The sequence below is a fragment of the Paraburkholderia sp. CNPSo 3272 genome (assembly GCF_024206495.1).
Taxonomy (GTDB): Bacteria; Pseudomonadota; Gammaproteobacteria; order Burkholderiales; family Burkholderiaceae; genus Paraburkholderia.
In genome coordinates this window covers 156,334-177,667 of sequence record NZ_JAMBPQ010000014.1, presented here as the reverse complement: position 1 = coordinate 177,667, position 21,334 = coordinate 156,334, and the positions used below count along the sequence as shown (strand labels likewise).

17 protein-coding genes and 4 pseudogenes are annotated in these 21,334 nt (G+C 60.7%); 9 read left to right on the top strand and 12 right to left on the bottom strand.

Annotated features, from left to right (window positions below; all coding sequences use genetic code 11):
• Window positions 1-473: 473 nt before the first annotated feature.
• Complete coding sequence (locus M3I53_RS19250; protein WP_254317468.1) at window positions 474-722, bottom strand: DUF1488 family protein; 249 nt, start codon at window positions 720-722, stop codon at window positions 474-476.
• A 160-nt stretch (window positions 723-882) separates the two neighbouring features.
• Complete coding sequence (locus M3I53_RS19245) at window positions 883-1,164, bottom strand: hypothetical protein (protein WP_254317467.1); 282 nt, start codon at window positions 1,162-1,164, stop codon at window positions 883-885.
• A 464-nt stretch (window positions 1,165-1,628) separates the two neighbouring features.
• Between M3I53_RS19245 and M3I53_RS19240 the strand changes: the two genes are divergently transcribed.
• Window positions 1,629-2,159, top strand: a complete 531-nt coding sequence (locus tag M3I53_RS19240) for a hypothetical protein (RefSeq protein ID WP_254317466.1) — start codon at window positions 1,629-1,631, stop codon at window positions 2,157-2,159.
• A gap of 241 nt (window positions 2,160-2,400) precedes the next feature.
• On the opposite strand, the pseudogene M3I53_RS19235 reads toward M3I53_RS19240, so the two are convergent.
• Window positions 2,401-2,754 (bottom strand): annotated as a pseudogene (locus M3I53_RS19235) (glycosyltransferase family 4 protein); the annotation flags it as partial.
• 91 nt (window positions 2,755-2,845) lie between these two features.
• Here M3I53_RS19235 and M3I53_RS38660 point away from each other — a divergent pair.
• Complete coding sequence (locus tag M3I53_RS38660; RefSeq protein ID WP_375542551.1) at window positions 2,846-3,040, top strand: hypothetical protein; 195 nt, start codon at window positions 2,846-2,848, stop codon at window positions 3,038-3,040.
• A gap of 4 nt (window positions 3,041-3,044) precedes the next feature.
• Here M3I53_RS38660 and M3I53_RS19225 read toward each other — a convergent pair whose 3' ends face one another.
• The 4 genes and pseudogenes from M3I53_RS19225 to M3I53_RS19210 all read right to left on the bottom strand — a co-directional run bounded on the left by M3I53_RS19225 (window position 3,045) and on the right by M3I53_RS19210 (window position 7,488).
• Window positions 3,045-4,229 (bottom strand): nitrate/nitrite transporter, encoded by a 1,185-nt coding sequence (locus tag M3I53_RS19225; protein WP_254317464.1) that lies wholly within the window; start codon window positions 4,227-4,229, stop codon window positions 3,045-3,047.
• A 103-nt stretch (window positions 4,230-4,332) separates the two neighbouring features.
• A complete protein-coding gene (locus tag M3I53_RS19220) occupies window positions 4,333-5,025 on the bottom strand; it encodes a PilZ domain-containing protein (protein ID WP_254317463.1) in 693 nt (230 codons plus the stop codon).
• 1,541 nt (window positions 5,026-6,566) lie between these two features.
• Window positions 6,567-7,034 (bottom strand): annotated as a pseudogene (locus M3I53_RS19215) (transposase); the annotation flags it as partial.
• Window positions 7,035-7,230: 196 nt separating this feature from the next.
• Window positions 7,231-7,488 carry a hypothetical protein gene (locus M3I53_RS19210; RefSeq protein ID WP_254317462.1) on the bottom strand — a complete coding sequence of 86 codons (258 nt, stop codon included), beginning with the start codon at window positions 7,486-7,488 and terminating at the stop codon, window positions 7,231-7,233.
• On the opposite strand from M3I53_RS19210, the gene tatA reads away from it, so the two are divergent.
• A complete protein-coding gene (tatA, locus tag M3I53_RS19205; RefSeq protein WP_254317461.1) occupies window positions 7,465-7,695 on the top strand; it encodes a Sec-independent protein translocase subunit TatA in 231 nt (76 codons plus the stop codon). The genes M3I53_RS19210 and tatA overlap by 24 nt on opposite strands.
• Before the next feature lie 165 nt (window positions 7,696-7,860).
• Here the strand turns inward: tatA and M3I53_RS19200 are convergent, their stop codons facing one another.
• Complete coding sequence (locus M3I53_RS19200; RefSeq protein WP_254317460.1) at window positions 7,861-8,712, bottom strand: alpha/beta fold hydrolase; 852 nt, start codon at window positions 8,710-8,712, stop codon at window positions 7,861-7,863.
• 112 nt (window positions 8,713-8,824) lie between these two features.
• Here M3I53_RS19200 and M3I53_RS19195 point away from each other — a divergent pair, with 112 nt between their 5' ends.
• Entirely contained in the window at window positions 8,825-9,745 is a 921-nt protein-coding gene (locus M3I53_RS19195) for a LysR family transcriptional regulator (protein WP_254317459.1), read from the top strand.
• A 90-nt stretch (window positions 9,746-9,835) separates the two neighbouring features.
• Window positions 9,836-11,224 carry an aldehyde dehydrogenase family protein gene (locus M3I53_RS19190; RefSeq protein WP_254317458.1) on the top strand — a complete coding sequence of 463 codons (1,389 nt, stop codon included), beginning with the start codon at window positions 9,836-9,838 and terminating at the stop codon, window positions 11,222-11,224.
• Between the two features lie 405 nt (window positions 11,225-11,629).
• Here the strand turns inward: M3I53_RS19190 and M3I53_RS19185 are convergent, their stop codons facing one another.
• Together M3I53_RS19185 and M3I53_RS19180 are read right to left on the bottom strand one after the other, a co-directional pair.
• Window positions 11,630-12,205, bottom strand: a complete 576-nt coding sequence (locus tag M3I53_RS19185; RefSeq protein WP_254317457.1) for a GNAT family N-acetyltransferase — start codon at window positions 12,203-12,205, stop codon at window positions 11,630-11,632.
• 595 nt (window positions 12,206-12,800) lie between these two features.
• The gene (locus tag M3I53_RS19180) at window positions 12,801-13,871 is read right to left on the bottom strand and encodes an SDR family NAD(P)-dependent oxidoreductase (RefSeq protein WP_254317456.1); all 1,071 of its coding nucleotides are present in this window, start codon (window positions 13,869-13,871) and stop codon (window positions 12,801-12,803) included.
• Window positions 13,872-13,985: 114 nt separating this feature from the next.
• Between M3I53_RS19180 and M3I53_RS19175 the strand changes: the two are divergent.
• Window positions 13,986-14,156: pseudogene (locus M3I53_RS19175) on the top strand (aminotransferase class I/II-fold pyridoxal phosphate-dependent enzyme); the annotation flags it as partial.
• A 42-nt stretch (window positions 14,157-14,198) separates the two neighbouring features.
• Here M3I53_RS19175 and M3I53_RS19170 read toward each other — a convergent pair.
• Both M3I53_RS19170 and M3I53_RS19165 read right to left on the bottom strand, forming a co-directional pair.
• Window positions 14,199-14,336 (bottom strand): annotated as a pseudogene (locus M3I53_RS19170) (transposase); the annotation flags it as partial.
• Between the two features lie 187 nt (window positions 14,337-14,523).
• Entirely contained in the window at window positions 14,524-17,244 is a 2,721-nt protein-coding gene (locus M3I53_RS19165) for a LuxR C-terminal-related transcriptional regulator (RefSeq protein ID WP_254317455.1), read from the bottom strand.
• A 277-nt stretch (window positions 17,245-17,521) separates the two neighbouring features.
• Here M3I53_RS19165 and M3I53_RS19160 point away from each other — a divergent pair, with 277 nt between their 5' ends.
• The 3 genes from M3I53_RS19160 (at window position 17,522) to M3I53_RS19150 (ending at window position 21,260) form a co-directional block, all read left to right on the top strand.
• Window positions 17,522-18,778, top strand: coding sequence for an acyl-CoA dehydrogenase family protein (locus M3I53_RS19160; RefSeq protein ID WP_254317454.1), 1,257 nt, complete (start codon window positions 17,522-17,524; stop codon window positions 18,776-18,778).
• Between the two features lie 48 nt (window positions 18,779-18,826).
• Window positions 18,827-19,942 carry a trans-acting enoyl reductase family protein gene (locus M3I53_RS19155; protein ID WP_254317453.1) on the top strand — a complete coding sequence of 372 codons (1,116 nt, stop codon included), beginning with the start codon at window positions 18,827-18,829 and terminating at the stop codon, window positions 19,940-19,942.
• 76 nt (window positions 19,943-20,018) lie between these two features.
• Complete coding sequence (locus M3I53_RS19150; protein ID WP_254317452.1) at window positions 20,019-21,260, top strand: thiolase family protein; 1,242 nt, start codon at window positions 20,019-20,021, stop codon at window positions 21,258-21,260.
• Window positions 21,261-21,334 lie beyond the last annotated feature (74 nt).

Sequence of the window (21,334 nt, the reverse complement as noted above, 5' to 3'; positions counted from 1 at the left end):
GCACGGCAGGACAAGGCGGCGCGGGGATGAACACGCCAGGTGCTAGTGGGACGATGGGCACGAGGTCCTCATCCAAAGGCACGGCGACCCCGAAGTCGCCGACGCGCATGCCTCAAGAAGACCCACATGCCAAGGGGGCGTCGGATACCGCCGCGTCAGGCGCGCAATGAGGGCACGTCGTGGCCGCGCATCGGCGCAGCGCCGGTCGCCGATACGCGGCGTCCCCTTGGCTGCAACGCCAGAGACTTGCTCAGGAAGCATGTTGACAATCGGTCCGTCCTCACCGACTGAAACAGAAAGCACATGCTGTTCTGTGTCCGATTTGCCAGGCGAGCCGGTACCGGCCGGATGGTCGGCGGCATTAACAGGTTGTTGCTAACGAATAGACCAAGAAAGCGTGGTAGTCACACGGACGCCCTGTGATTATCAAAAAATGAGCACAGCGCTCGGCCCGCGGGACTGAAGCTGTTGTGTTATGAGTGCTCGAAATCGGCTACCGTCAGCGTGAGAGAAGTTTGATGTTGCGCTAGCAGCTTTCTTTCTGCCATCGCCCGTATCGGGGCGTACGCATCGTGGAAAGTCTTTAACAACCGGGCTTCACACGCCCGCGGTCCCAGCCAGAAATAATGTTCTAGCGCTTCGCGCGTTATCACGCACTCAATGGCATTCCCCTCCACGCCGCAACCGGCGGCCACGATGCGAGGAAAGGGTTCAGAGTTCATGCGGGAACGCTGCGTTGCGAATCCCAGGGCTTGAATTCTCGCCATGGGCCGCGGTTTGAAATCTGGACCCCAACGAACCGGGGAGGGGCAAAGTGTTTTCGTACGAGACGCAGGCAACTTCGAGAAAGCTTGCACCATCCGGGCAACCCTCCCGTGCGCATTACTCGGATTTATCTCCCTTCGGCGCTTCCTCGTCCGGCGGAGTATCGCCGGGAGAAGGCTCCGCGGGCGTTTCTTCGTCGGGGAGGTCCTCGTCCGGCTCCGTGCCGGGAACATCACTTTGGTCGGCAGTATCGCCACTTGCCTCTTCGTTGGACTCAATCCGGGTTACGCCCCCAGTCGACGGTGAGTCACTTGCCGGAAACGTGTCTTCGACCGCCGCGTCGACACTTTTTTCGGATTTGTCGTCTGGAGCGACTTGTTCTGTCGGTTGGTTTGCCATGATGGACTCCTTAAAGATGTGTGCAAAGCTACAGCAAGCTACATGCCGCCTTGGTATCTGTCTACGCGCTGCGCTTAGGGGTTTGCCATGGCGAATGTGACGCTGGCCCCAGCCACTTTTTTATCTGTATCAATCACGCGACGCCGGTCACTGGGCGGCGCCCTCCACTTCGCACTCAGGCGCTTCATCTGCCGAGTCGCGCGCCGGCTCGGCGAGCGAGTCCCTTTTATCGAGGGAAGACCGGTCCCGAACCGCGCCAGCTTCTTCCGGACATGAGCGATGTAGGGACGCCAGCCGTAAGGATGCCAGCATAAACTTATGTTGAACTTTCGCCGACGGCGCGACCATTTCGTGACCCCGTTCACCACGCGGGCACCGCAACCAAAGAGCGCATTTATGTCTATGATTATCAGGTCGGCTGTATTTTTGAGGCAGCGGTTATGCGTGGAACCAGAACGGGCTGTGTGCATTTGATTGTCGTTGCTGCTGCAATCGCAATCGGCCTATTGTCATATCGGCCAGCTACTGCTCAAGACCCTGGGACCCGCATCGGGCGAGACGCAGTCGACAAGCAGGCGCTTCGACATATTCAGGCTCGTGTCGCCGGAATAGACCGTTCGCACACCAGCTTGACCTTGCGCGACGCGAGCGGCGAGATGGCCGTGTTTGAACTGGGCCCCCACGTCACGGGTGTAGACAAGTTGCAGCCCGGAGATACGGTCAGTATTACGTATAGAAACGCAATTCTGACGCGATTGAGCAAGATAGCTTCGAGCGGTATTCGCGAGCGTATCGAAACCGAGGTAATAGCGACGGTGCTGAAAACCGACCGGAAGAACCGGGAGGTCACGCTCCGCGGCCCGACTCAAACACAGGAACTCGATGCTGGCCCGGCGATTTCGCTCGACGGTCTGAGGGTCGGCGATACGGTGCGCGCAGAATTCGTCTCCCCTGTCGCCGCTTCGGTTGTCAGGCTCAGAATTGCACCTCAGTGAGGGGCTCACAGGGAAACCGTCATTCCCGCAAAGTGTTTGGACGATGCACCCGGATTCACGACCTGCTGCGGAGCCAGAGTCTGTATTTTTGGCTTGACACGATTGCATGGCGGGGAGTTCCGAATTCTGTTGAATACGTTGCAAGGATGAATATGGATATGCAGATTACGAAGATGAGCTTCGTCTGGTCGCCTATCGCTTGTGGGAGAGGGCCGGATGCCCCGATGGTCGAACGGACGAATTCTGGGAGCCGGCGCGCACGGTAAATCGTGCCGAGCCAGTTGGCCTGCGGAAGCTGGGAGCGCTGCGAAGTTGAAATCGAGACGACCGGGGCGTCCGGGAACGCGTCGAACACCGGCTGTAACTCCGGAAGGTCCAGACAACCATGGAGGGTGGAGACGAACGGTACGGCAAGTTGCGAGAACGTGGGGAAGCTGAGATGAAAGTGCAGCAGGTCAAAGCGAGACGCCGCGCGCCGGACCTTTTCGAGTAGTAGCAGGTGCGGCGCCAGCGGATCACTGATGGACGGGGCAAGCCGCATTGCACGCGGCAACGCGGGTTCGAGATGTGCCTGGGTACGTGAGTCGCCGCTGGCGCATGCCCGGCGCGGCGCGCGTTGTGCCGATGCGCTTCGTGTGTTCGATTGATGCATTGGCGCATTTCCCTGATGCCCAGTACGCGTTGAAGTGACGCACGAGTCCCTGCTTGTCACCGCGTTTCTCGAGCAAAATCGCCAGATGGTGGTGAGCATCCGCGTACGACGGGTCGAGCGCGAGGCAGCCCCGGTAGCAAAGTTCTGCGTCGTCTGTCCTGCCCAGGTCCGCAAGCGCAATGGCGCGGTTGGAATGAAGCATCGCGTCACCCGCTTTCTCGATGGTTGAAGTGTCATCTATGCGCCCGCGGGCTGAAAACAAAAACGATCGCCCCGACCGCAAGCGGAAAGGCAGTGACGGCAAAGAGCGACGCGTAGACCTGCGCCGCTGTGGCGTGCGCGGTGCGCGCTTCTCCCGCGAGCCAACCAAAGCCCACGTTGGCCAACGCGACGCCGAGGAAGACGAGGCTGTTGAGCAGTCCAAGCGCGCGCCCGAGACGATGCGCCGGCACCACGGCACGTGCCTGCGACATGACGAGCGGGTGAATCGCACCCACCGAGAACAGCAGGCAGATTAGCGCGACGCTCAGCACGCTGCTGGCTGCCGGGACCGCGGCCAGCGTCAGGGCCGCCAGTGCGCCGAGGATCAGCCACAGCAGTGACAGCGATTTCGGCGTCCAGAATCGCACCAGAAACGGCATGCAAAACGAGGCGCCCGCGCCGACCAGACTCGTGACCGTCAGCGCATTGCCGCGCGCGAGCAGGTCGAAACCAAATACGTCCGCGAGATAAGGGCCTCCCCAGGACGTGCGGAACGTGCCGCCAACCGACATCGCGAGGCAGGCGGGAGCAAGTGTCCAGAATCGGCCGCCCGAAGGCGTTGGCGCGGGCGGATTGCCGGGGAGGGGGGATGATCCGTGGCCCAAAGGGTTGCTTCGCTTCACGAACCGGGCGACTCCAAGCGTCGCGCAAGACATCGCGGCAGTCGCGGCCAACATCGCGGGCCTCCATCCAAAGAGCGCCGTCGCGCGGCCCAGCGGCCATGCTGCGGCCAGCGCGCCCGCCATACCGATGGCGCTGGCGATCGTCACCGCGCTCTGCTGCCGCATGCCCGCGCCGCTGCGCAGCACGTAGTTGAGCAGCCCCATGAACACGGGGGCGCAGCCTAATCCGATGCCGGCCTGCGCGGCGATGGCGATCCACGGACTCCCGGTGCACGAAAGCACGCCCGCGCTGAGGGTGCCGAGCACCATGAAGGCAGTGGTTGTGATGCGCACCCCGAAACGGTCGAACATCATGCCGATAGGGATTTGCGCCAACGCGAATACAAGAAAAAAGGTGCCCGCGAACCAGCCGAACATCTGCGCTGAAAACCGGAAGTCGCCGATAAGCTGGGTCGCGATGACAGCCACATAGCTGCGGAAAAACTGACTGAGCACATAGCTCAAACACAGTGCCCACCAACCGGCGTCGCCCATCAACGTTCCGCTTTCGCTGCGCGTTTCGCGCACTGACCTGGACACCGATGGCCCCTTTCAATTACCGAATCGACAGGGATGCGTCGTGTCCAAGCGCAGGCGCTCAGAACGTGGTTCCCGTGGCCGTCTCGAACACGAAATTTCGCAGCACCGCTCTGGCCTCTACCGCCGCAGCACGGATCTCCGCGCCGAAGACAAAACCGTTCGAGTTTGCCCTGATGTTGCGGGCGACGCAGTTGAGCAGGAGCGAGTGTGACTTGCCTTCGGTGGTGAGACGCAGTGCGAGCCGGAAATGCTCGCCAGCTTCGAGGAGGAGCGTGTCGGACGTGAGCCCTACGCCCTCCAGGCTGATATCGACCGCCTTTGCCTCGAAGCTTTCCGAATCGTTCCTGATGACGCGCGCGGGAATCGCGGCCTGCACGCGGCGATGGCGCCTGACCGGATGCCTGCGCACGTTCTGCGGAGAGTCCAGTAAAACGAGCCCACCCAACTCCACGCTTCGCGCCGCCACACGCGTGCGGAACGCGCAGACGTCGCGACCGAAGAGCAGCCTGCCGTGCACCGCCACGCCAGGCGCCAGCGCGTCGCAATCGGGTGCGCTGACGAGCAGTCCCTTGCCCTCGAGTATGCCGACGAATGCGACCGTCATGGCGAGGTGTGGGGCGTCGTCGACGGTTAGCTGGAACCCCTCGAAAACCTGCGGGAGCCTGGGAAAACTCCCGGTACCCGAAAGCGCGTGGCTTTCCGCATGAGCACGATGTTCCGCAGTGGAAAGCAGCAGCAAGTCTGCTGCCATCGTACCCGGTGCCGGCCTCCCGGCGCCGTCCTCGCGGAATGCGCCTTCGGCAAAAAGGCGTTCGAGTTGCCGCTCGGACTCAATGCGGTGCCCCTCGTTCAGGAGCAGTTTGCCGCTGCTCGAATAAATCGGGAATCGTACCGGTTTGTTTATCCGCACTTCGCCAACGCTGACTTTTATTAGAGCCATGAGCAGTGGTCGATCTGGTTAGGGTTTTAATATTTCTCTTCGACGCTACGACGCGGGGTCAATATAGAGCGATGATGCGACGTTTCTCTGTGCGCCGCCGCGCAGTCAACGAAGGCGCGTCAGGTCGTAGCGCCCAGGAGAAAAAAACTCGGGAGACTGCACGGCTGAGCCAGTCAGCATTTTTCGTGCCTGTGAGTACGCATAGAAAGCAGGTGGAGGAATGACTGGCTATTCCTGGATACCATCGGCCGTGTTGAAACCGACGGCAGCGTTAAATGTTCGGCGGTTTTCCTCGCAGGCCCGGCAGACGCATGGCGCCGGGCAGTGCGAACCGACTGGGTCAGGAAATGGTGATCTGCGGCTCTACGGCCCGCGGCGGGAAAGAGGGCAAATTGGCAGCCTCCCGCTTGGGTAGCATGACGGCGGAAAGCTGCACGACGCCGGCAGCGTGGGGACCGGCTTGAATGCGCGCACCGCGCGATCTCTGGGGGCGCCTCGTACCGCTGGAAACGATGGCAGCGCCCTGTGACGTCGCCGCGACGAAGTCACGACGATGGTCACGACGCGCCGCCGCAGGTGAGCGACGGGCCGAGCCCCGAATGGTCGCGGAGGTGTAGTTCGCCGAATGGACAGCCGATGGCGTCGTGCGCCAGGCATCGTTCAAGGGCCTTCGTCTAGACAAACTTGCAAGGGCCGTCGTACGCGAGGGCGGAAAGACGAGCGCTGTTCGAGAAGCGGACCGGGGAGAACGTCACAACGGGTCATAACGTTCGACAAGGTATCCAAAAAAACAGGAAGGGCGGGTGGGAGACCCTCTCACGCAGTCGTCCCCTTAAAAAGCGAATCAGAATCCTCGAATCTGATGCCCGGATTGGCCAGGTCGATTCCGCGCTTTGTCTGCTCGGTCCAGATCTGGCTATCGGGAAACCAGAATGCGTTTTCGCGTGGAGGCGCGACGAGCTTCACCCGCAGGGACGGGTTGAAGATTTTCGCCCAGACCGAGAGATATGAAGGCGTCTTGATCAGATATCCGCAATTTGAGAGAAGCAGGCTCGCGACCGACTTCCTCGCGGATCGATGCGGTTGGCCGATAGTGCGACAGGAACAGGGTGCTCGCCCGCTCGAGCTCAAGGCCGGATTCGTAACGTCGAAAGCCCAGATCGCCGGGATCGCTTGCGACGGACGTCCGCAAACGCCGGCACACGGGAACTGGCGCGGTCGACGGCGCGAGGTTTTCAAAGCATTCGGCCAGCCAGTCGATTTTTCCCTGCGCGTCGCCATAACTGCCGCCGCGCGCGGAGACGACCGGCGTCAGAACCAGAAAGAGTTAGCCAGAGTTAGCCTGCGTTCGTTCAAGCCGATGCTGTCGCAAGTTCTGGATCAGATACGTGGTATGACGAGCAACGATCGGCCAGGCGGTGCAAGCCAGCTTGTTTTGGCCAGCGCGCACGCCACCACGTTCGAGTGGCGTCGTGTCAGCAGCGTTGGGTCCGTCCTGATCGCTTCTGCAGGCATCGCATGTAGGCCTTGGCGAACTGGACGAGGAGACTGCGGATTTTCTTGTCGCCGCGTCGACTGATGCCGGGAAGGTTGGATCTGCCGCCCGTGCTGTACTGGCAGGGAACAAGGCCGAGGGGACCGTGAAATCGCGACTGCATCTGAACTGCCGCCCATCGCCGATTTCTGAGGCACGCACACTAGCAGTGATCGGCCCGATACCCGGGATGCTCAACAGTCTTTTGTTCGACATCGTCGTCGGCGAGTTGCTGCGCGACCTCGAGGTCGATCTCACCGATCTGCCGCTCCTGGTACTTGTAGTGCTTTTGATTGGCAGCAAAACCGGAGCCGATTGCGCTAAGAGGCGCAACGTAGTCGACCATGAAGTCGTATTGACGACCAAGGGTTACGCTGCTGCCATACCCATCGGAAGGCCACATTTTTCTTTTTATTTAACGTAGTTCTAATGTTCCATAAAGACATCGACGACGGTGCCCGATGGAGCTGATAAAAAGAGTATCAGATAAACCGGTTACCCCAGCTGGACAGCGCGCTTCCCGCAATTCGTGCGATGAATCGTGAAGCTGCGTTGTCGAACGTTTCAATCGTAATCACGATAGGGCCGAGATGCAATGGTCGAGTAATGGGGCGCTGGTGAAATCCATCCAGCGCCTGCATGGCCGCGAAGGAGCGGAACGTTTCAAGTCGTGACCAGCGCAGTTTCGATACATTTTCAGGGAGAGTTTGTTTGTCATGGGTTCCCTCAGTATCTGGCATTGGCTTGTCGTGCTGACCATCGTTTCTCTCGTATTCGGCACGAGCAAGCTCCGCAATATCGGCAGCGACCTTGGTTTTGCCATAAAAGGCTTCAAGGACGGTGTGAAGGACGGCGAATCGCTCCACGATTCAATGAAGGTCGACCAGTTATTCGGGCCGGCCGCGCACGACGCGGACACCGCGCGCGGTGTGGATGAGGCGCGTTGATAGGGCGCATCTGCAATCGATGCAATTTCATCTTCAACAGGTTCAACCTGGATCGAGAAGATATTTACACAAAGCTCAAGAAGCACGGCATAGCATTGCCGAATGCAGTGGCATAGTTCGCAATAAATGTGATTTGATGCTGACATTCATGTTTTGGGAAAGCGGTCATCCGCCGAGAAAAGAGCCGACCAGCGAGTTGAAAGCGCGAGGCTTCGTGATGTTCATCCCGTGCGAGGCGCCTTCGATACAGCGCCGCTCTGCCTGATAAATCCACCGCCCGAGGCTGTCTACGTTGCTGCGAAACATCCGCGGACTTTTTGCGCCTTCAATAAGGAGCGTTCTGCACTTGACCTCGGCCGCCAACTCTCCCGTATATGGCGGCAGCGGGTCACGGAACTGCCGGGAGAGTGTGCTCGCGTTATCGATGGCCATCGTGCGAAATGCGGCGCTGCTCCTTTTCCACACCCCCCGTGCGCTCACGGAGTCCACGAACAACTCCAAGCCCGTCTCGATCGCGCCGTGCTCGATCAACAGCGCGACCTTCTGTCGTAGCGCGTTGATGGCCGGCGGAAGCGCCGAGTGGCCGCTAGTGCCGCTGCTCGTCGGACCGCCGGGATCCACAAGCGTCAGCGTTCGAACCAGCCGAGAATACTCGCGCGCAACGTGAAACGCGATGCATCCACCACGCGAGTGCCCTAGCAGGTGAACGGAGCCGACATCCAATGCCATGATGAATTCGGCCAGTTCGTTGACGTGCGCACGCCAGCTGAACTCATCGCACGCCCCCGCGTCGATGCCCGGCCAGTAGTGGCTCAGGCTTGGCGCGATACAGCGGTAACGGGCGGAAAGGGGCCCGAGTTGCGACTCCCAGTACCGAAAATCGCACAATGATCCATGTACGAGGAGGAGCGTCTCGCCCGTTCCGCGCTGCACGTACGGCATGGAAACGCCGGAAGGAAGGGTTGCAAAGCGCAGGTCCGGGCGCAGGAGAATGGACGAATTGATGCGTGCGTTCATGGTCGCGGTAAAGCTGGATGCTTCCTGGTTCCGGAAAGAGGTAACTCACGATAACGCCTGTTGCTCGCAGTAAAAAGCGAATAATATTGACGAACTTGTTCACGGGAAGCGAATGATGGACTTCTCCCAGCTGGCGATGTTCCGCGCCGTCGCGGAGGAAGGCAGCATCCAGGCCGCCGCGCAGCGATTGCACAGGGTGCCTTCCAACCTCACCGCGCGCATAAAACAGCTCGAAGACGAATTGGGTGTCGATCTCTTCATACGAGAAAGGCAGCGGCTTCGTTTGTCCACCCATGGCTGGGCCTTCCTCGATTACGCGCGACGCCTGCTGGACCTGGCTGATGAAGCGCGACAGTCGGTAACGGATAGCAAGCCGAGGGGACCCCTGGCGCTTGGATCGCTGGAGAGCACCGCTGCTGTGAGAATTCCGGCCGTGCTGGCTGAGTATCACAGGCGCTTTCCGGATGTCGTGCTCGATCTCTCGACGGGAGCATCGGGGGAGCTCATCGATGGCGTCCTGGCTGGGCGGCTTGCTGCGGCGTTCGTCGACGGCCCCGTGAGTCATCCATCGCTTGAGGAAACACCTGTTTTCGAAGAGGAGCTTGTGCTGGTTTCCTCGGCCAATCATCCTGCGATCAGGAGAGCCCGTGACGTCAACGGGCGGAACATTTACGCCTTCCGCTCGAACTGCTCCTACCGTCGCCTGTTCGAAGCCTGGTTTCGCGACGACGGCAGCTCACCGGGCAAGATATTTGAAATGGAGTCCTACCACGGCATGCTGGCCTGCGTGTCCGCGGGCGCAGGACTGGCGCTGTTGCCGCGAAGCATGCTGCAAAACATGCCCTCCAGAGAAAACGTCAAGGCTCATGAGCTCGTCGAGCGGTATCGAAACGTCCAGATTTATTTGATCCGCCGTGCCGGATTGCGTATGCCCAGCCTCAACGCATTGCTGGAGGTGCTGGCGCGCCCCGGTTCCACCGTCGATACCTGTCTCGAAGCCGCGGAATCGCCGCTCCTGCCCGTTCTCAAATAGAGAATAAGTTGGTCAAAATTATTCACTTTTTTCTGGCTCGTAAAGCCCGTATCGTTTCGCTCATCCCACCATTGATCAAGGAGAGCAAACGTGCAAGCGGAAGCCATCACCCATGCAGTCTCGCGTAATCCGGCGACTGGCGAAGTCTTCGCCCGTCACCCGTTCCAGGATCCACAGGAGGTCGAGCGGGCGCTCGCCCGCACCGTTGCCGGGTTTAGCCGGTGGCGTGATGTGCCGGTAGCGGAACGCGCAAATATCCTGGTCCAGTTGGCGAGCGCGCTGCGCCAACGCAGTGAGGAAATGTCCGCCATGATGGCCCGGGAGATGGGCAAGCCGATCGCGCAGGCGCGTGCCGAGATTGAAAAGTGCGCCCATCTTTGCGAGTGGTATGCCGAAAACGGCCCCGGCTTTCTCGCACCGCGAACCGTGACAGTCGATCGCGGGCAGGCGCGGCAGGAGTTCCGCCCGCTGGGGCCGGTCCTTGCAGTGATGCCATGGAATTTTCCGATCTGGCAGGTGCTGCGCGGAGCCGTCGGGATGATTCTCGCCGGCAACTCATACGTGCTCAAGCATGCGCCGAACGTGATGGGCAGCGCGTATCTGCTGCGCGACGCGTTCGCGGCGACGGACCTGCCGGAAGGCGTGTTCGAGGTCTTGAACATCACGCCTGACGATGTCTCCGCAGTCATCGCAGATGCCCGGATCGCGGCCGTTGCCGTCACGGGAAGCGTAAGGGCGGGTTCGGCGATCGCCCGGCAAGCCGGCGCCGCGCTGAAAAAGTGCATTCTCGAACTCGGCGGTGCGGATCCGTTTATCGTGCTTGCCGACGCAGACCTTGACGCAGCGATCAAGGCCGCCGTCGTCGGTCGTTTCCAGAACACCGGCCAGGTGTGCCTCGCCGCCAAGCGCATCATCGTCGAACAATCGGTTGCGAAGGCTTTCGAAGACGGGTTCGTGGCGGCCGTCAAGGCGTTGAAGGTGGGCGATCCGTTGTGCGAGGACACCTATATCGGCCCGATGGCCCGCTACGACCTGCGCGACGAACTCGATGGCCAGGTGCAGGCAACGGTGGCCGAAGGCGCGCGGCTGGTGCTGGGTGGAGAAAAGATTGCGGGCGAAGGCAACTACTACGCGCCGACCGTATTGGCGGATGTCAAGCCGGGCATGACGGCGTTCAGCCAGGAGCTCTTTGGGCCAGTCGCGTCCCTGATCGTTGCGCGCGACGCACAACATGCTTTGCAGCTCGCTAACGATAGTGAATTCGGCCTGGGTGCAACGATCTGGACCGCAGACATGGGACTGGCCAACGAGATGGCCGCGCAGCTGGAAACCGGCGGCGTATTTATTAACGGCTATGTCGCAAGCGATCCCCGGGTTGCTGTCGGCGGGGTCAAGAAGAGCGGGTTTGGCCGGGAACTCTCGAGCTTCGGCTTGCATGAATTCTCCAACATCCAGACGGTCTGGATTGACCGCCGTTGATTGGGTGCGGAAACCAGGAGATTCATGAGCCGGTCTTCGCGTAAAGCGGATGTATCAGCCGCTTGATGGGTCAACTGACGCGTCAAAGGTCTCGGCCACGTTGTCGACCATTCTGCTGAAGCTAGCGAACGTCCGAAACTGGCCGAGGGACTGATATGCCTTTCCTCGTCAATCGAGATCGGTTATTTGTCGCTGTCCTTTCATAGGCGCGAGAATTTCCTGAGGGCGGCGTAGCAGTAAGTCTCGACGGTGGATCGCACTGGTAAACGAACGTGTAATCACCTTGAAGGGACTCCGATTCTCCATTAGCCCAGCAGTACGTGTGACACTTCTCGCAATGAATTGAGCCTGTAGAGTGAGCATCGCACTGGAACAGTCCTGCGCGCGACCGTCGGCATGTGACCCTCATGCAGGCAGCGATGTCTGCATTGCCCGTTGATCGGCCCTGATCCGGGAGAAAAGATGGACGTCGTGAAATGCATCTTTCCAGTAGCCCCATTGCCGCATAACACCTTCCTCCACAAATCCCAGGCTTCTTAGAAGTCCAATCGAGGCGTAATTGTCGCGGTTCGTTACCGCCTGGATACGGTTGATTTGCCAGTGGTCATATGCATGGGCGATCGCCGCGTTTAGAGCTTCGCGCATTAATCCCTGTCGCCATGAGTGACGTTCCAATTCGAAGCTAATACTTGCTGAATAGAACTTGGTATCGAATCTAAACCCGCATGAGCCAATGAAATGCATGCCGCAATTCGATACGATGGCCCAGCGCACACTTAATCCTTCCGCCAGCTCTTTGACCATAGCTGAGACAAGCAGCCGGGCATCTTCGATGCTGTTTAGTGGCGCTATGTCGTAAAAGCGCATCACTTCGCGATCGGACCAGATTTCGAATATCCTTTGGGCGTCGGACATCTCGATCGGGCGAAGCTGAACCCGGGCTGTCTTAGAGACTTCGACCTTGGTAAAGAGTGGAGGCATTGGTTCGTCGCGCGTTGTTAGCTTCGATGAAAAGGACCGGCACAGTGCAGCAAGCTTTCGGCACTCGGATAGAAGCGCCCACCACTGTCATAGTTCGCGACTTGCAACAGCATGATCACGAGGCAATCAGAGTGCGCGCGTGCGGGTCTGTGGAGCGGAATTCAGAGTCCGTTTTTGGGTTACGCGGGCAAAACACGGCAGAACTGCGCGACTGAATGGAGCATAGCAGCCAAGTCGGCCGACTTTTTCGGCGCCTCAGCGCGGATACTTACCATCTTTTACGAAGACCACTCTATGTAACCTATTGTAACCAGAGGGCGATGCAGCACGCCACGGGCCGTGTGGTGAGCAGCCGTCAGCCGGATGACGTATTGTTCAATACCGCTTAATTGCGGCCATGCCGGAAATGAGCCTGTATTGCGGATCTGCGGTGCGTACGCATGAGCGAAACATTCGCAGGTGCGTAAGCTCAATGACTGGGCGGCCAGGTTCACTATTCGGAGTGCGATGGAGCGAAGGCGAACGACGAGTTTGCGGATCTTGCCGCTTCCCGCGGAACGAGCGCTGTCGCGGATGATGACTACGCGCCGGGGCGTCAGATACTCTTCGCGCTGTCACCGCCCGTCACCTCGATTTCTGCTCCGGTGATCATGGCGGCACCTTCTGACGCAAGATAGACGGCGGCCGGCGAAATGTCCTCCGGCTGCAGCCATGCAACACCGAGCGGCATGGTTGCTGCGCGACGGTCCCAGGCCTCTTGCGGCGTCAACGGACCGTTCGGCTTGTGATAGCCGGTTTCGCCGATGCTCTCCGAAAGCCGCGCGTCGTAGAACGTAAGCGCGGTGCCGACGAGCCCCGGAGTGATCGCGTTAACGGTGATGTTGTAGCGGCCAAGTTCGAGTGCGGCGGACTTCATCAGGCCAAAGATACCCCACTTCGAAGCCGAATAGCTTGCAGCGTCCTTCGAGCCGTGGCGCCCTTGCATCGAGGAGATGACGATAATGCGGCCGTAGTTGCGCGCCACCATCTTCGGAGCGAATACGCGGATCGTGTTCGCCGTGCCGTTCAAATTGTTGTCGATGACATCACGCCATTCGGAGTCCTGTAGCTCGAGAAGTGGCTTCCAATACTGCACCGCGGCATTAGCAACGACAATGTCGATCTTTCCAAAGCGCTCGTTGATACCGTCCGCGACGGCACGGAGTGCTGCAATATCGCGGATGTCCGCGCGAATGCCTTCCGCGCGGCCACCGTACGCCTTGATCATCCTGACCGTTTCCGCGAGATCGTCCGGCGTCGCCGGTACGGCGCTCGAGGCCGAGGTTACGGGCGCCGCGATATCAATGGCGATCACATCCGCACCGTTCGCCGCATATTCGACAGCGATCGCACGCCCGATGCCGCGCGCGGCACCGGTCACGACCGCGACGCGGCCCGCCAGTTTGGTGTCGCGCCCGGCGACGATCGGTCCGGCCGTTTTATCCTCGGGCGGCATCGGCACCGGAATACCGTCGACGGTTGCGTTCCGACCGGATGTGGGTTCGGCTTTCGCAACCCCGGCAAAGAGCATCGTCGCAGCGGCCATGCCGCCCCCCATGATCATCTTGCGCCGGGACGAATCGGGGCGCTGGGTACTATCATTCGTTTCGCTTTTGACTGTTGCCATGCAATGCTCCTGAGCGATGAACCGTCCTTTCGACGTGCCGCACCCTACGACGGTAGAGGCAGCGGATAATCTTGCGGGGAACACGCGAGGAAAGGAAGGCTCGGCGCCGCAAATCTGATTTGCGACAGCGGGGTCGCGGGCGCTGAGGAGGATGGGTTCAAGCAGACGCCCGAATTGCTTGAGGCAGCGGTTACGCCTCGCACGAAGTGGCTTGTCGTGAATACGCCCAACAATCCGACCGGCGCTGTCTACACTCAGAGCGAACTCTTCGCGCTAGGCACGGTCAGCTTGATCGAACGGTGGGAGGCAAACCTGCTGCTGCAGCTTCTTCCAGTCCGTGATCCGGTTCGGATGGATATCAAATAGCTGGGCCAGCTCTGCAAGCGTCTTGTCGCCCTTGAGCGCCGCAAGTGCCACCTTTGCCTTGAACGCCGGTGAGCGTGTCCGTCGGTTTCGTTTCGTCATCCTCTGGTTCCTTGTCGCCGGCCATTTTGACCGACTCACCGGAGCGCATGACCCTGGTTAGGGTCTGTTAAACCGCCTTGCACACAAAAAACCGGATAGGTTCTATATTGTCCCGGCGGCTTCATACCAACTCGATACCGAGAACGCATGCTGGCCGAGACCAACAGAAACAATCTCCTATGCAACTTCACGTCGCACCCATGCGTGATGTCGAGATACCTTCCATTAGCCCGAGTTCCTGCGCGCGCGCGACCGCTTGCGCACGCTTTTCGACGCCCAGTTTCACAAAGATGTTCTTCAAATAAGACTTGACGGTTTCTGGCGTGATGCCGATGGTGCGTGCAATCTCCTTGTTCGACTGTCCTTGGGCGATCAACGCGACGATGCTGCGTTCCCTTGGGCTTAATGAGTCCCTTTGCGCGTCGCGGTGAGGTTTGCTCTCAGGCTCATACCGCGCGCGCCAGCCGTCGAGCAGAGCATGGATATAGGGCGCTGCGTCGGCCGTACTTGCGGGGCTCGGCCCCTCTTCGCGCAGGGCGAGTAGCAGCGGGCCGATTTCCGGTCCCTGATCGAGAATAGACCGAAAGATGCCTGCGGACGCCGCCGTGGTCACCACACCGCGAAACGCCGCGATCGCGAGGTTTCGCTTTCCCGTCGCCATCGCGACGAGTGATAGCTCAATTCGTAGATGCAACGCGAGATAATCATTGCGACGATTTTCGACACTGCGCAACGCGGTATTCAATAACCCGACAGCATCTTCCGTCCGTTTCTGCGCGATCGACAAACGCGCTGCGGCGATCGCCCGGTACGTCTCGATCTCGGGCGAAACCAACTGCGTGCGCTCACCTACCGACGCGGCAAGCTGATGAAGCTGCGAGGCACACACGCTGGCCTCCGTGATCCTTCCTTCGGCGAGATAGAGCCGTGTCCGCTCCACAAGAGCGGCGGCTTTCAGCCGGTCCCATCCGCGCGCATGACCCAGTGCATAGGCACGATCCAGGAGAGCATAGGCCTGACCAGGGTTGGACCGGTCGACCGCGATTCGCACGAGTACCCGGTACGCGATCAACACGCAGTCAAGAAAGGCCGCGGCGTCGATAACGGGCATGAGATCGACGAGCAGGGCTTCCGCTTCGTCCAGCCGGCCTTGTTCGTAGCGTATCTGGCTGATCATCGGCGCGCACAACGCCGCCGAGGTGGATTGGGGACCGGCGTATCGCTCGGCGAGCTGCATGGAATCGAGGAAGTACCGCTCAGCCAGTGGGAAGTGCATCTGCTGCATTTCGGCATGGCCGAGCAGACAAAGGCGATAGACCGAGGAAAACATGTTGCGCTGATCTTCGTCGATTGAATAGGGGATCCAGGGAGTCGCGTAGAGCGCTTCGAGGTTGCCCGCTTTCCACTGCCCGAAACGCACGACGTTGGAAACGACGTTTGTTGTCCAGACATCGGTTGACGGCTGCGCGAGACAGCCCTGAGCCAGCACGAGCGCCTTTAGCGCATCGTCCTGAAGCGCGGCGACAACTGAGCGAATCGCCTGGCATTCCAGAAGAATCGCTCCCGAATCGGCACACCCGTCTTGCGCGTCGTGCTCAACTTCCTTGAGCATCAAAAGCGCCTCCTCGAAGCGCATTGCGAGTGCCATGCCCCATGCGATCGCCAGCGAAACCCTTGTTTGCGCGCGCATCAGTTGAACAGGAAAGTGGCGCTGCCAGCCAAGTAGCGTAAGCAGGTCTCCATTCCTGACGAGGGCCATTGCGCAATGGCCCATCAACGCAAGCGCGTCTTCGGTAGCACCCGAAGCAATGGCGTGTCGGACCGCGTCCGTCCAGAGTTCATGGTCCGTGTACCAGGCGCAAGCGCGGCGATGAAGTTCAGCCACTTCAACGGGATATTGCCTTTCAAGCCGCTGGCGCAGGTACTCGCGCATCAGATGGTGATAGCGGAACCAATGTCCTTCGAGATCTATCGGTTCAAGCAATAGCTGGTGCGCGGCCACGTCTTCCAGTGTGCGCTGGCTCGCCGCCACGCCTGTTACGGCCTCGCACAGTGACGCTGTCAACCGGTCAAGTATAGACGTCCGCAGCATGAACGCGACCGTTTCTGCTGGCAGGCGCTCGAGCATGTCCTCCAGATAGGCCGCGAAGTGTCGTGAGGCACCAGATGGCGCGATGAACTCACGCCCCGGCTTGAATGTTTCGCGTGAGAGCGCCGATGTGGAAATGCGTAGCGCGGCGGCCCACCCTTCGGTGCTGGCGAGGAGCGACTTGACGTCCGCGGCGGCGAGTTTTCCCGGGCATTCGGATTCGACGAAGCGCTGCGTTTCGTCGAAAGTGAAGCGCAGCATCGGCGCTTCGATCTCGAGTATCTCGTTGTACGCACGCAGTCGTGCGAGCGGGAGCGCGGGAGCTGTGCGGGTGCATATCACCACGTGAACATTGGCTGGAGCGTTCTCGACGAAAAACGACAAGGCATCGTGAACCGCAGAAAGGCTGATGACGTGATAGTCATCTAGGAAGAGATACACCTCATCGCCCACGTCGACGAGCTCGTTGATCAGCGTGGACAGGACCGTTTGCGCGGGAACGAGCGATGCCTGGGCCGTCAGGCCGATCGCTGATGCACCGACACCACTGCAGGCATGCCTGAGTGCATGCGCCAGATGATTGAGGAACCGCGCCGGTTCGTCGTCGTCGGAGTCGAGTGAGAGCCATGCGACCTGTGCGTTGCCCATGCGCAATCGCTCGAACCATGCCAGCGCCAGCGATGTCTTGCCGAAGCCGGCGGGCGCCTTGATCACGACGAGCCGTTTGTTTTCGGCCTCGTCAGCAAGACAAATCAACCTCGGACGGTCGACCAGGCGCGCGGGCGCACGTGGCGGCAAAACCTTCGTGGCGGGGAACAAAGCTGACGTGTTCAGGGCTGTCTCCGGACTGTATTGAGTAATTGCGGGAGTACCTGCGGGTATTCGGGTTCACCCTGACTGCGACCCCTGTTTGCGCGGTCGTGCTCCCCCATACGGGGGCTAGGGTCAAGCGCCGCGCAGAGCGACTATCAACTCATGGAAGCACCAACGTTCAGGCAACCCGCGGATGGGTCACTCCTTGAAGTTCGGTCAGCGCGCAACGGGATCGATGCATCGTTCAAAAAATGATACTCCCACTAGCCTCGAAGGAGGAGACATGTCAGCCACGAATCAACCCATCGCCGTTCACAAGCTCGGGCCGCTCGGCGCGGAGCCGGAGTTGTCCGAGATGGGCCAGATGGTCCAACAGACGGTTCATCGTTTTGCGGAGGAAGTGATGCGCCCCACGGGCATCCAGCTCGACCGCATGACGCCCGAACAGGTCATCGCACCGGGCTCGCCGTACTGGGAGGCTCGCAATAAGATCATCGGGCTCGGGTTCGGCGTCGATGGGCTACTCGAGCTCGAACCTGCCGAGCGCGCGAAGACGATGTGCATCCTCTTCGAGGAACTGGGCTGGGGCGACGCCGGGCTCGCCATCACCCACGGCGCAGGGCTCCTTCCCGCGTTGTTGAGCGCAGTGTTCGGCAACACGTTCTGCCGCTCGCTCACGCCGGACGACAAGCTTGGCTGCTGGGCGATCACGGAGCCCGATCACGGCTCCGACATGCTCGACGCGAACGGCATGATCTTCCATCCGCAGGGTACGTACGGCCGCCCCAATTGCGTCGCGACGCTGCGCGGCGACGAAGTCATCATAAACGGGCAAAAGTCGGCGTGGGTGTCCAACGGCATTGCAGCGGAAGTGTGCATTCTCTATTGCGCTGCGGACAGCGGCGAGGGCGTCGACACGAAGCGCGGCGCGGTGGTCATCGTTCCGCTGGACGCCAAAGGCGTATCGCGTGGCAAGCCACTCGACAAGATCGGCCAGCGCGCGCTCAACCAGGGCGAGCTCTTCTTCGAGAACGTCAGGTTATCGAAGGATCACGTCCTCGCGGGCCCCGACCAGTATCTCGACGCCGTCTACGCGATCCACACATTTGCCAACGCGATCATGGGCGCCGTGTTCACCGGCACCGCGCGCGCGGCCTTCGAGCTTGCCCATGCTTATGCGCATGAACGCAAGCAGGGCGGCTTGCCGATCATCCGCCACCAGTCAGTCGCGTCGCGGCTCTTTCACATGTTCCGGAAGGTGGAGGCGGCACGCGCGCTCTCACAGCGCGTCGTGCACTACAACTTCACGGCGCAGCAGCCGTCGCTGCACGCAGCGATGACGTCGAAGATCACGGCGACCCAGACCGCGTTCGAGGTCGCCAACGACGCGCTGCAGATCTTTTGCGGCAACGGACTGACGCGTGAGTATCCGATCGAAAAGATCTGGCGCGATGCACGCGCTTCGCTGATCGAGGATGGCTGCAACGAAGTCCTTGCGATCAAGGGTGGCTATTACCTGATCGACCCGGAACTGCTTTGACGACAGGTTGTGCTCACACATTTGAATAAAGCGGAAGGAGACAAGGAAATGGCAACGCAATACGACGTGGTGCTCTACGGAGCGAGTGGCTATACCGGCAAGCTGACTGCGTGGAAGCTCGCCGAGCGCGGAATTCCGTTTATTGCCGCCGGTCGTAACAAGGCGCGGCTCGAGGAGGAGATGGCGAAGGTGCCAGAGCTGGCAGGGCATGACTACCAGTGCGTTAGCGTTGAGCATGAAACGGCGGCGCTGGCCGAACTCTTTCACGGCAGGAAAGCGGTGATCAACATCGTCGGGCCGTTCATGCAGCTGGGGCGGCCCGTAGTCGAAGCAAGCCTTGCAGCGGGCTGCCACTACTTCGACACGACCGGCGAAACCGACTGGATGTCGCTGCTCAAAGAAGATTTTGGCGAGGCCTTTGCGGCGAAAGGTCTGGCGCTGTGTCCGGGCAACTCGTACATGTGGACCGAAGGCAATCTGGCCGCCGAGATTGCGCTGGAAACGCAGGGCATCGATACCCTCGACGTGGTGTATCTCGGCGACTCCGAAGTGAGTGTCGCGTCGACGATGTCCTTTCTGCGGATGTGCACGAGGCAGCAGTTCTTCCTGCGCAACAACGAGCTGGTGCAATGGCCATGGGCCACGCCGTACCAGGTTCATGTGCCCGGCGAGCACGTGCTGCTGAACGCGTTGCCGTGGGGCGGCGGTGGCGAGCCAATCTGGTACGCAGACGATCCGCGCGTGCGCAATTGCCAGACGCTCGTCTCGTTCCGCAACCAGGAGCGCTTTAACGCCGTGGTCGGCCTGCTGAAGAAGTTCGAGGCAGAGTGCCGGATGCTCGACGAAGCCAAACAGGAAGAAGTCACCAACGAATGGGGCAAGGCCGTGACCCAGGTCGAACCCGCGCGCGAGAACCCGGACGTGAATCGCTGCACGCTTTCGTGCCAGGGGAGGGGCAATACGAATTCAGTCAGCGTGATTCTGCGTGGCAATTCTCCGTATGTGCAAACGGGTGTGCTCGGTGCGGAAGCCGCGCGCCGCGTGCTGCGAAACCAATTGCACGCGGTCGGCTTTGTCTCGCCGGCACGGGCATTCGGTGCGCGCAACCTTGTCGCCGCGCTGGCGGAGGAAGGCTACCTGTCGTACGAAGTGAAGAGCGTTTGACAGCAGCGGCGAACGCCACGTGCGCCTGGCTTACAGGGTGGACGTGGCGCCGGGAACTCAGCGTAGGAGAGAAGAGATGAGCGGCGAAGTGTACATCGCGGGCGTTGGCATGACGTCATTCGGCAAGCATCTGGACACGAGTGTCAAGCAACTGACGCGCGCAGCGGTGGAAGCTGCGCTTGCTGACGCGGGCTGTGACAGCAGGCAGGTGCAGGGGGCGTTTTTCGGCAACTCCACGCAGGGGCATATGGAGGGCCAGCACATGATTCGCGGCCAGCTTGCGTTGCGTGCGATGGGTATTGACAGGATTCCTGTGATCAACGTCGAAAACGCCTGCGCGAGCGCGAGCACCGCGTTTCATCTTGCCGTGAACTACGTCAAGGCAGGCGCCGCTGATATCGTCCTGGCGGTGGGCGCGGAGAAGATGTTCTCGCCAGACAAGGCGCGCACGTTCAGTTCGTTCGACGGCGCGTGGGATGTGCACGACACGGAGAACGGCAAGCGCAGGCTGCTGGAGATGGGCTACGGCATCGAGCCGCCCGCGGGTAGCGTATCGACGAAGCCCTATAGCGTATTCATGGACATCTACGCTTCGATGGGCCGCATGCACATGCGCGAGTTCGGCACCACGCAACGGCAGTTCGCCGCCGTATCGGCGAAGAATCACGGGCATTCGGTTCACAATCCGCTGGCGCAATATCAGGATCCCTACACGATTGACGATATCCTGGGCGCGCCGCCGATCACGTATCCGCTCACGCTGCCGATGTGCTCGCCGGTCAGCGACGGGGCGGCAGCGGCGATCGTTTGCAGCGAGGCTGGGCTCGCGATGCTCATGGGCCGGCGCTCGCGGGCGATTCGCGTGCTCGCCTCCGTGCTCCAGACGGGCACCGATCGGCCGGCCGCGGCGCTTGACCGGCATCTGGTGCGGCTCGGTTCGTCGAGCGCATATGACCAGGCCGCCGTCGCGCCCAGTGACGTGTCGGTCGCCGAGGTGCACGACGCGACGGCGATCGGCGAAATCATCCAGTCCGAGGTGCTGGGACTGTGCGAACTCGGGATGGGCGGCGTGTGCGCCGAGCGCGGCGAGACCACCATCGGAGGACGGATTCCGATCAATCCGTCCGGGGGCCTTGAATCGAAGGGACATCCGATAGGCGCCACGGGGCTGGGCCAGATCCATGAACTCGTCACGCAACTGCGCGGCGATGCGGGGGCCCGGCAGGTAGAGGGCGCGCGCATCGCGATTGCTGAAAACGGCGGCGGTCTGTGTGGCGTGGAAGAGGCCGTGGCTAGCATCACGATTCTCGGCCGCTGAAATACCCATCCGCGCCGGCGAGTCGCGCAAAGCCCAACCGAAACAGAATGGAATCAGCAAGGAGACTGGGTGCC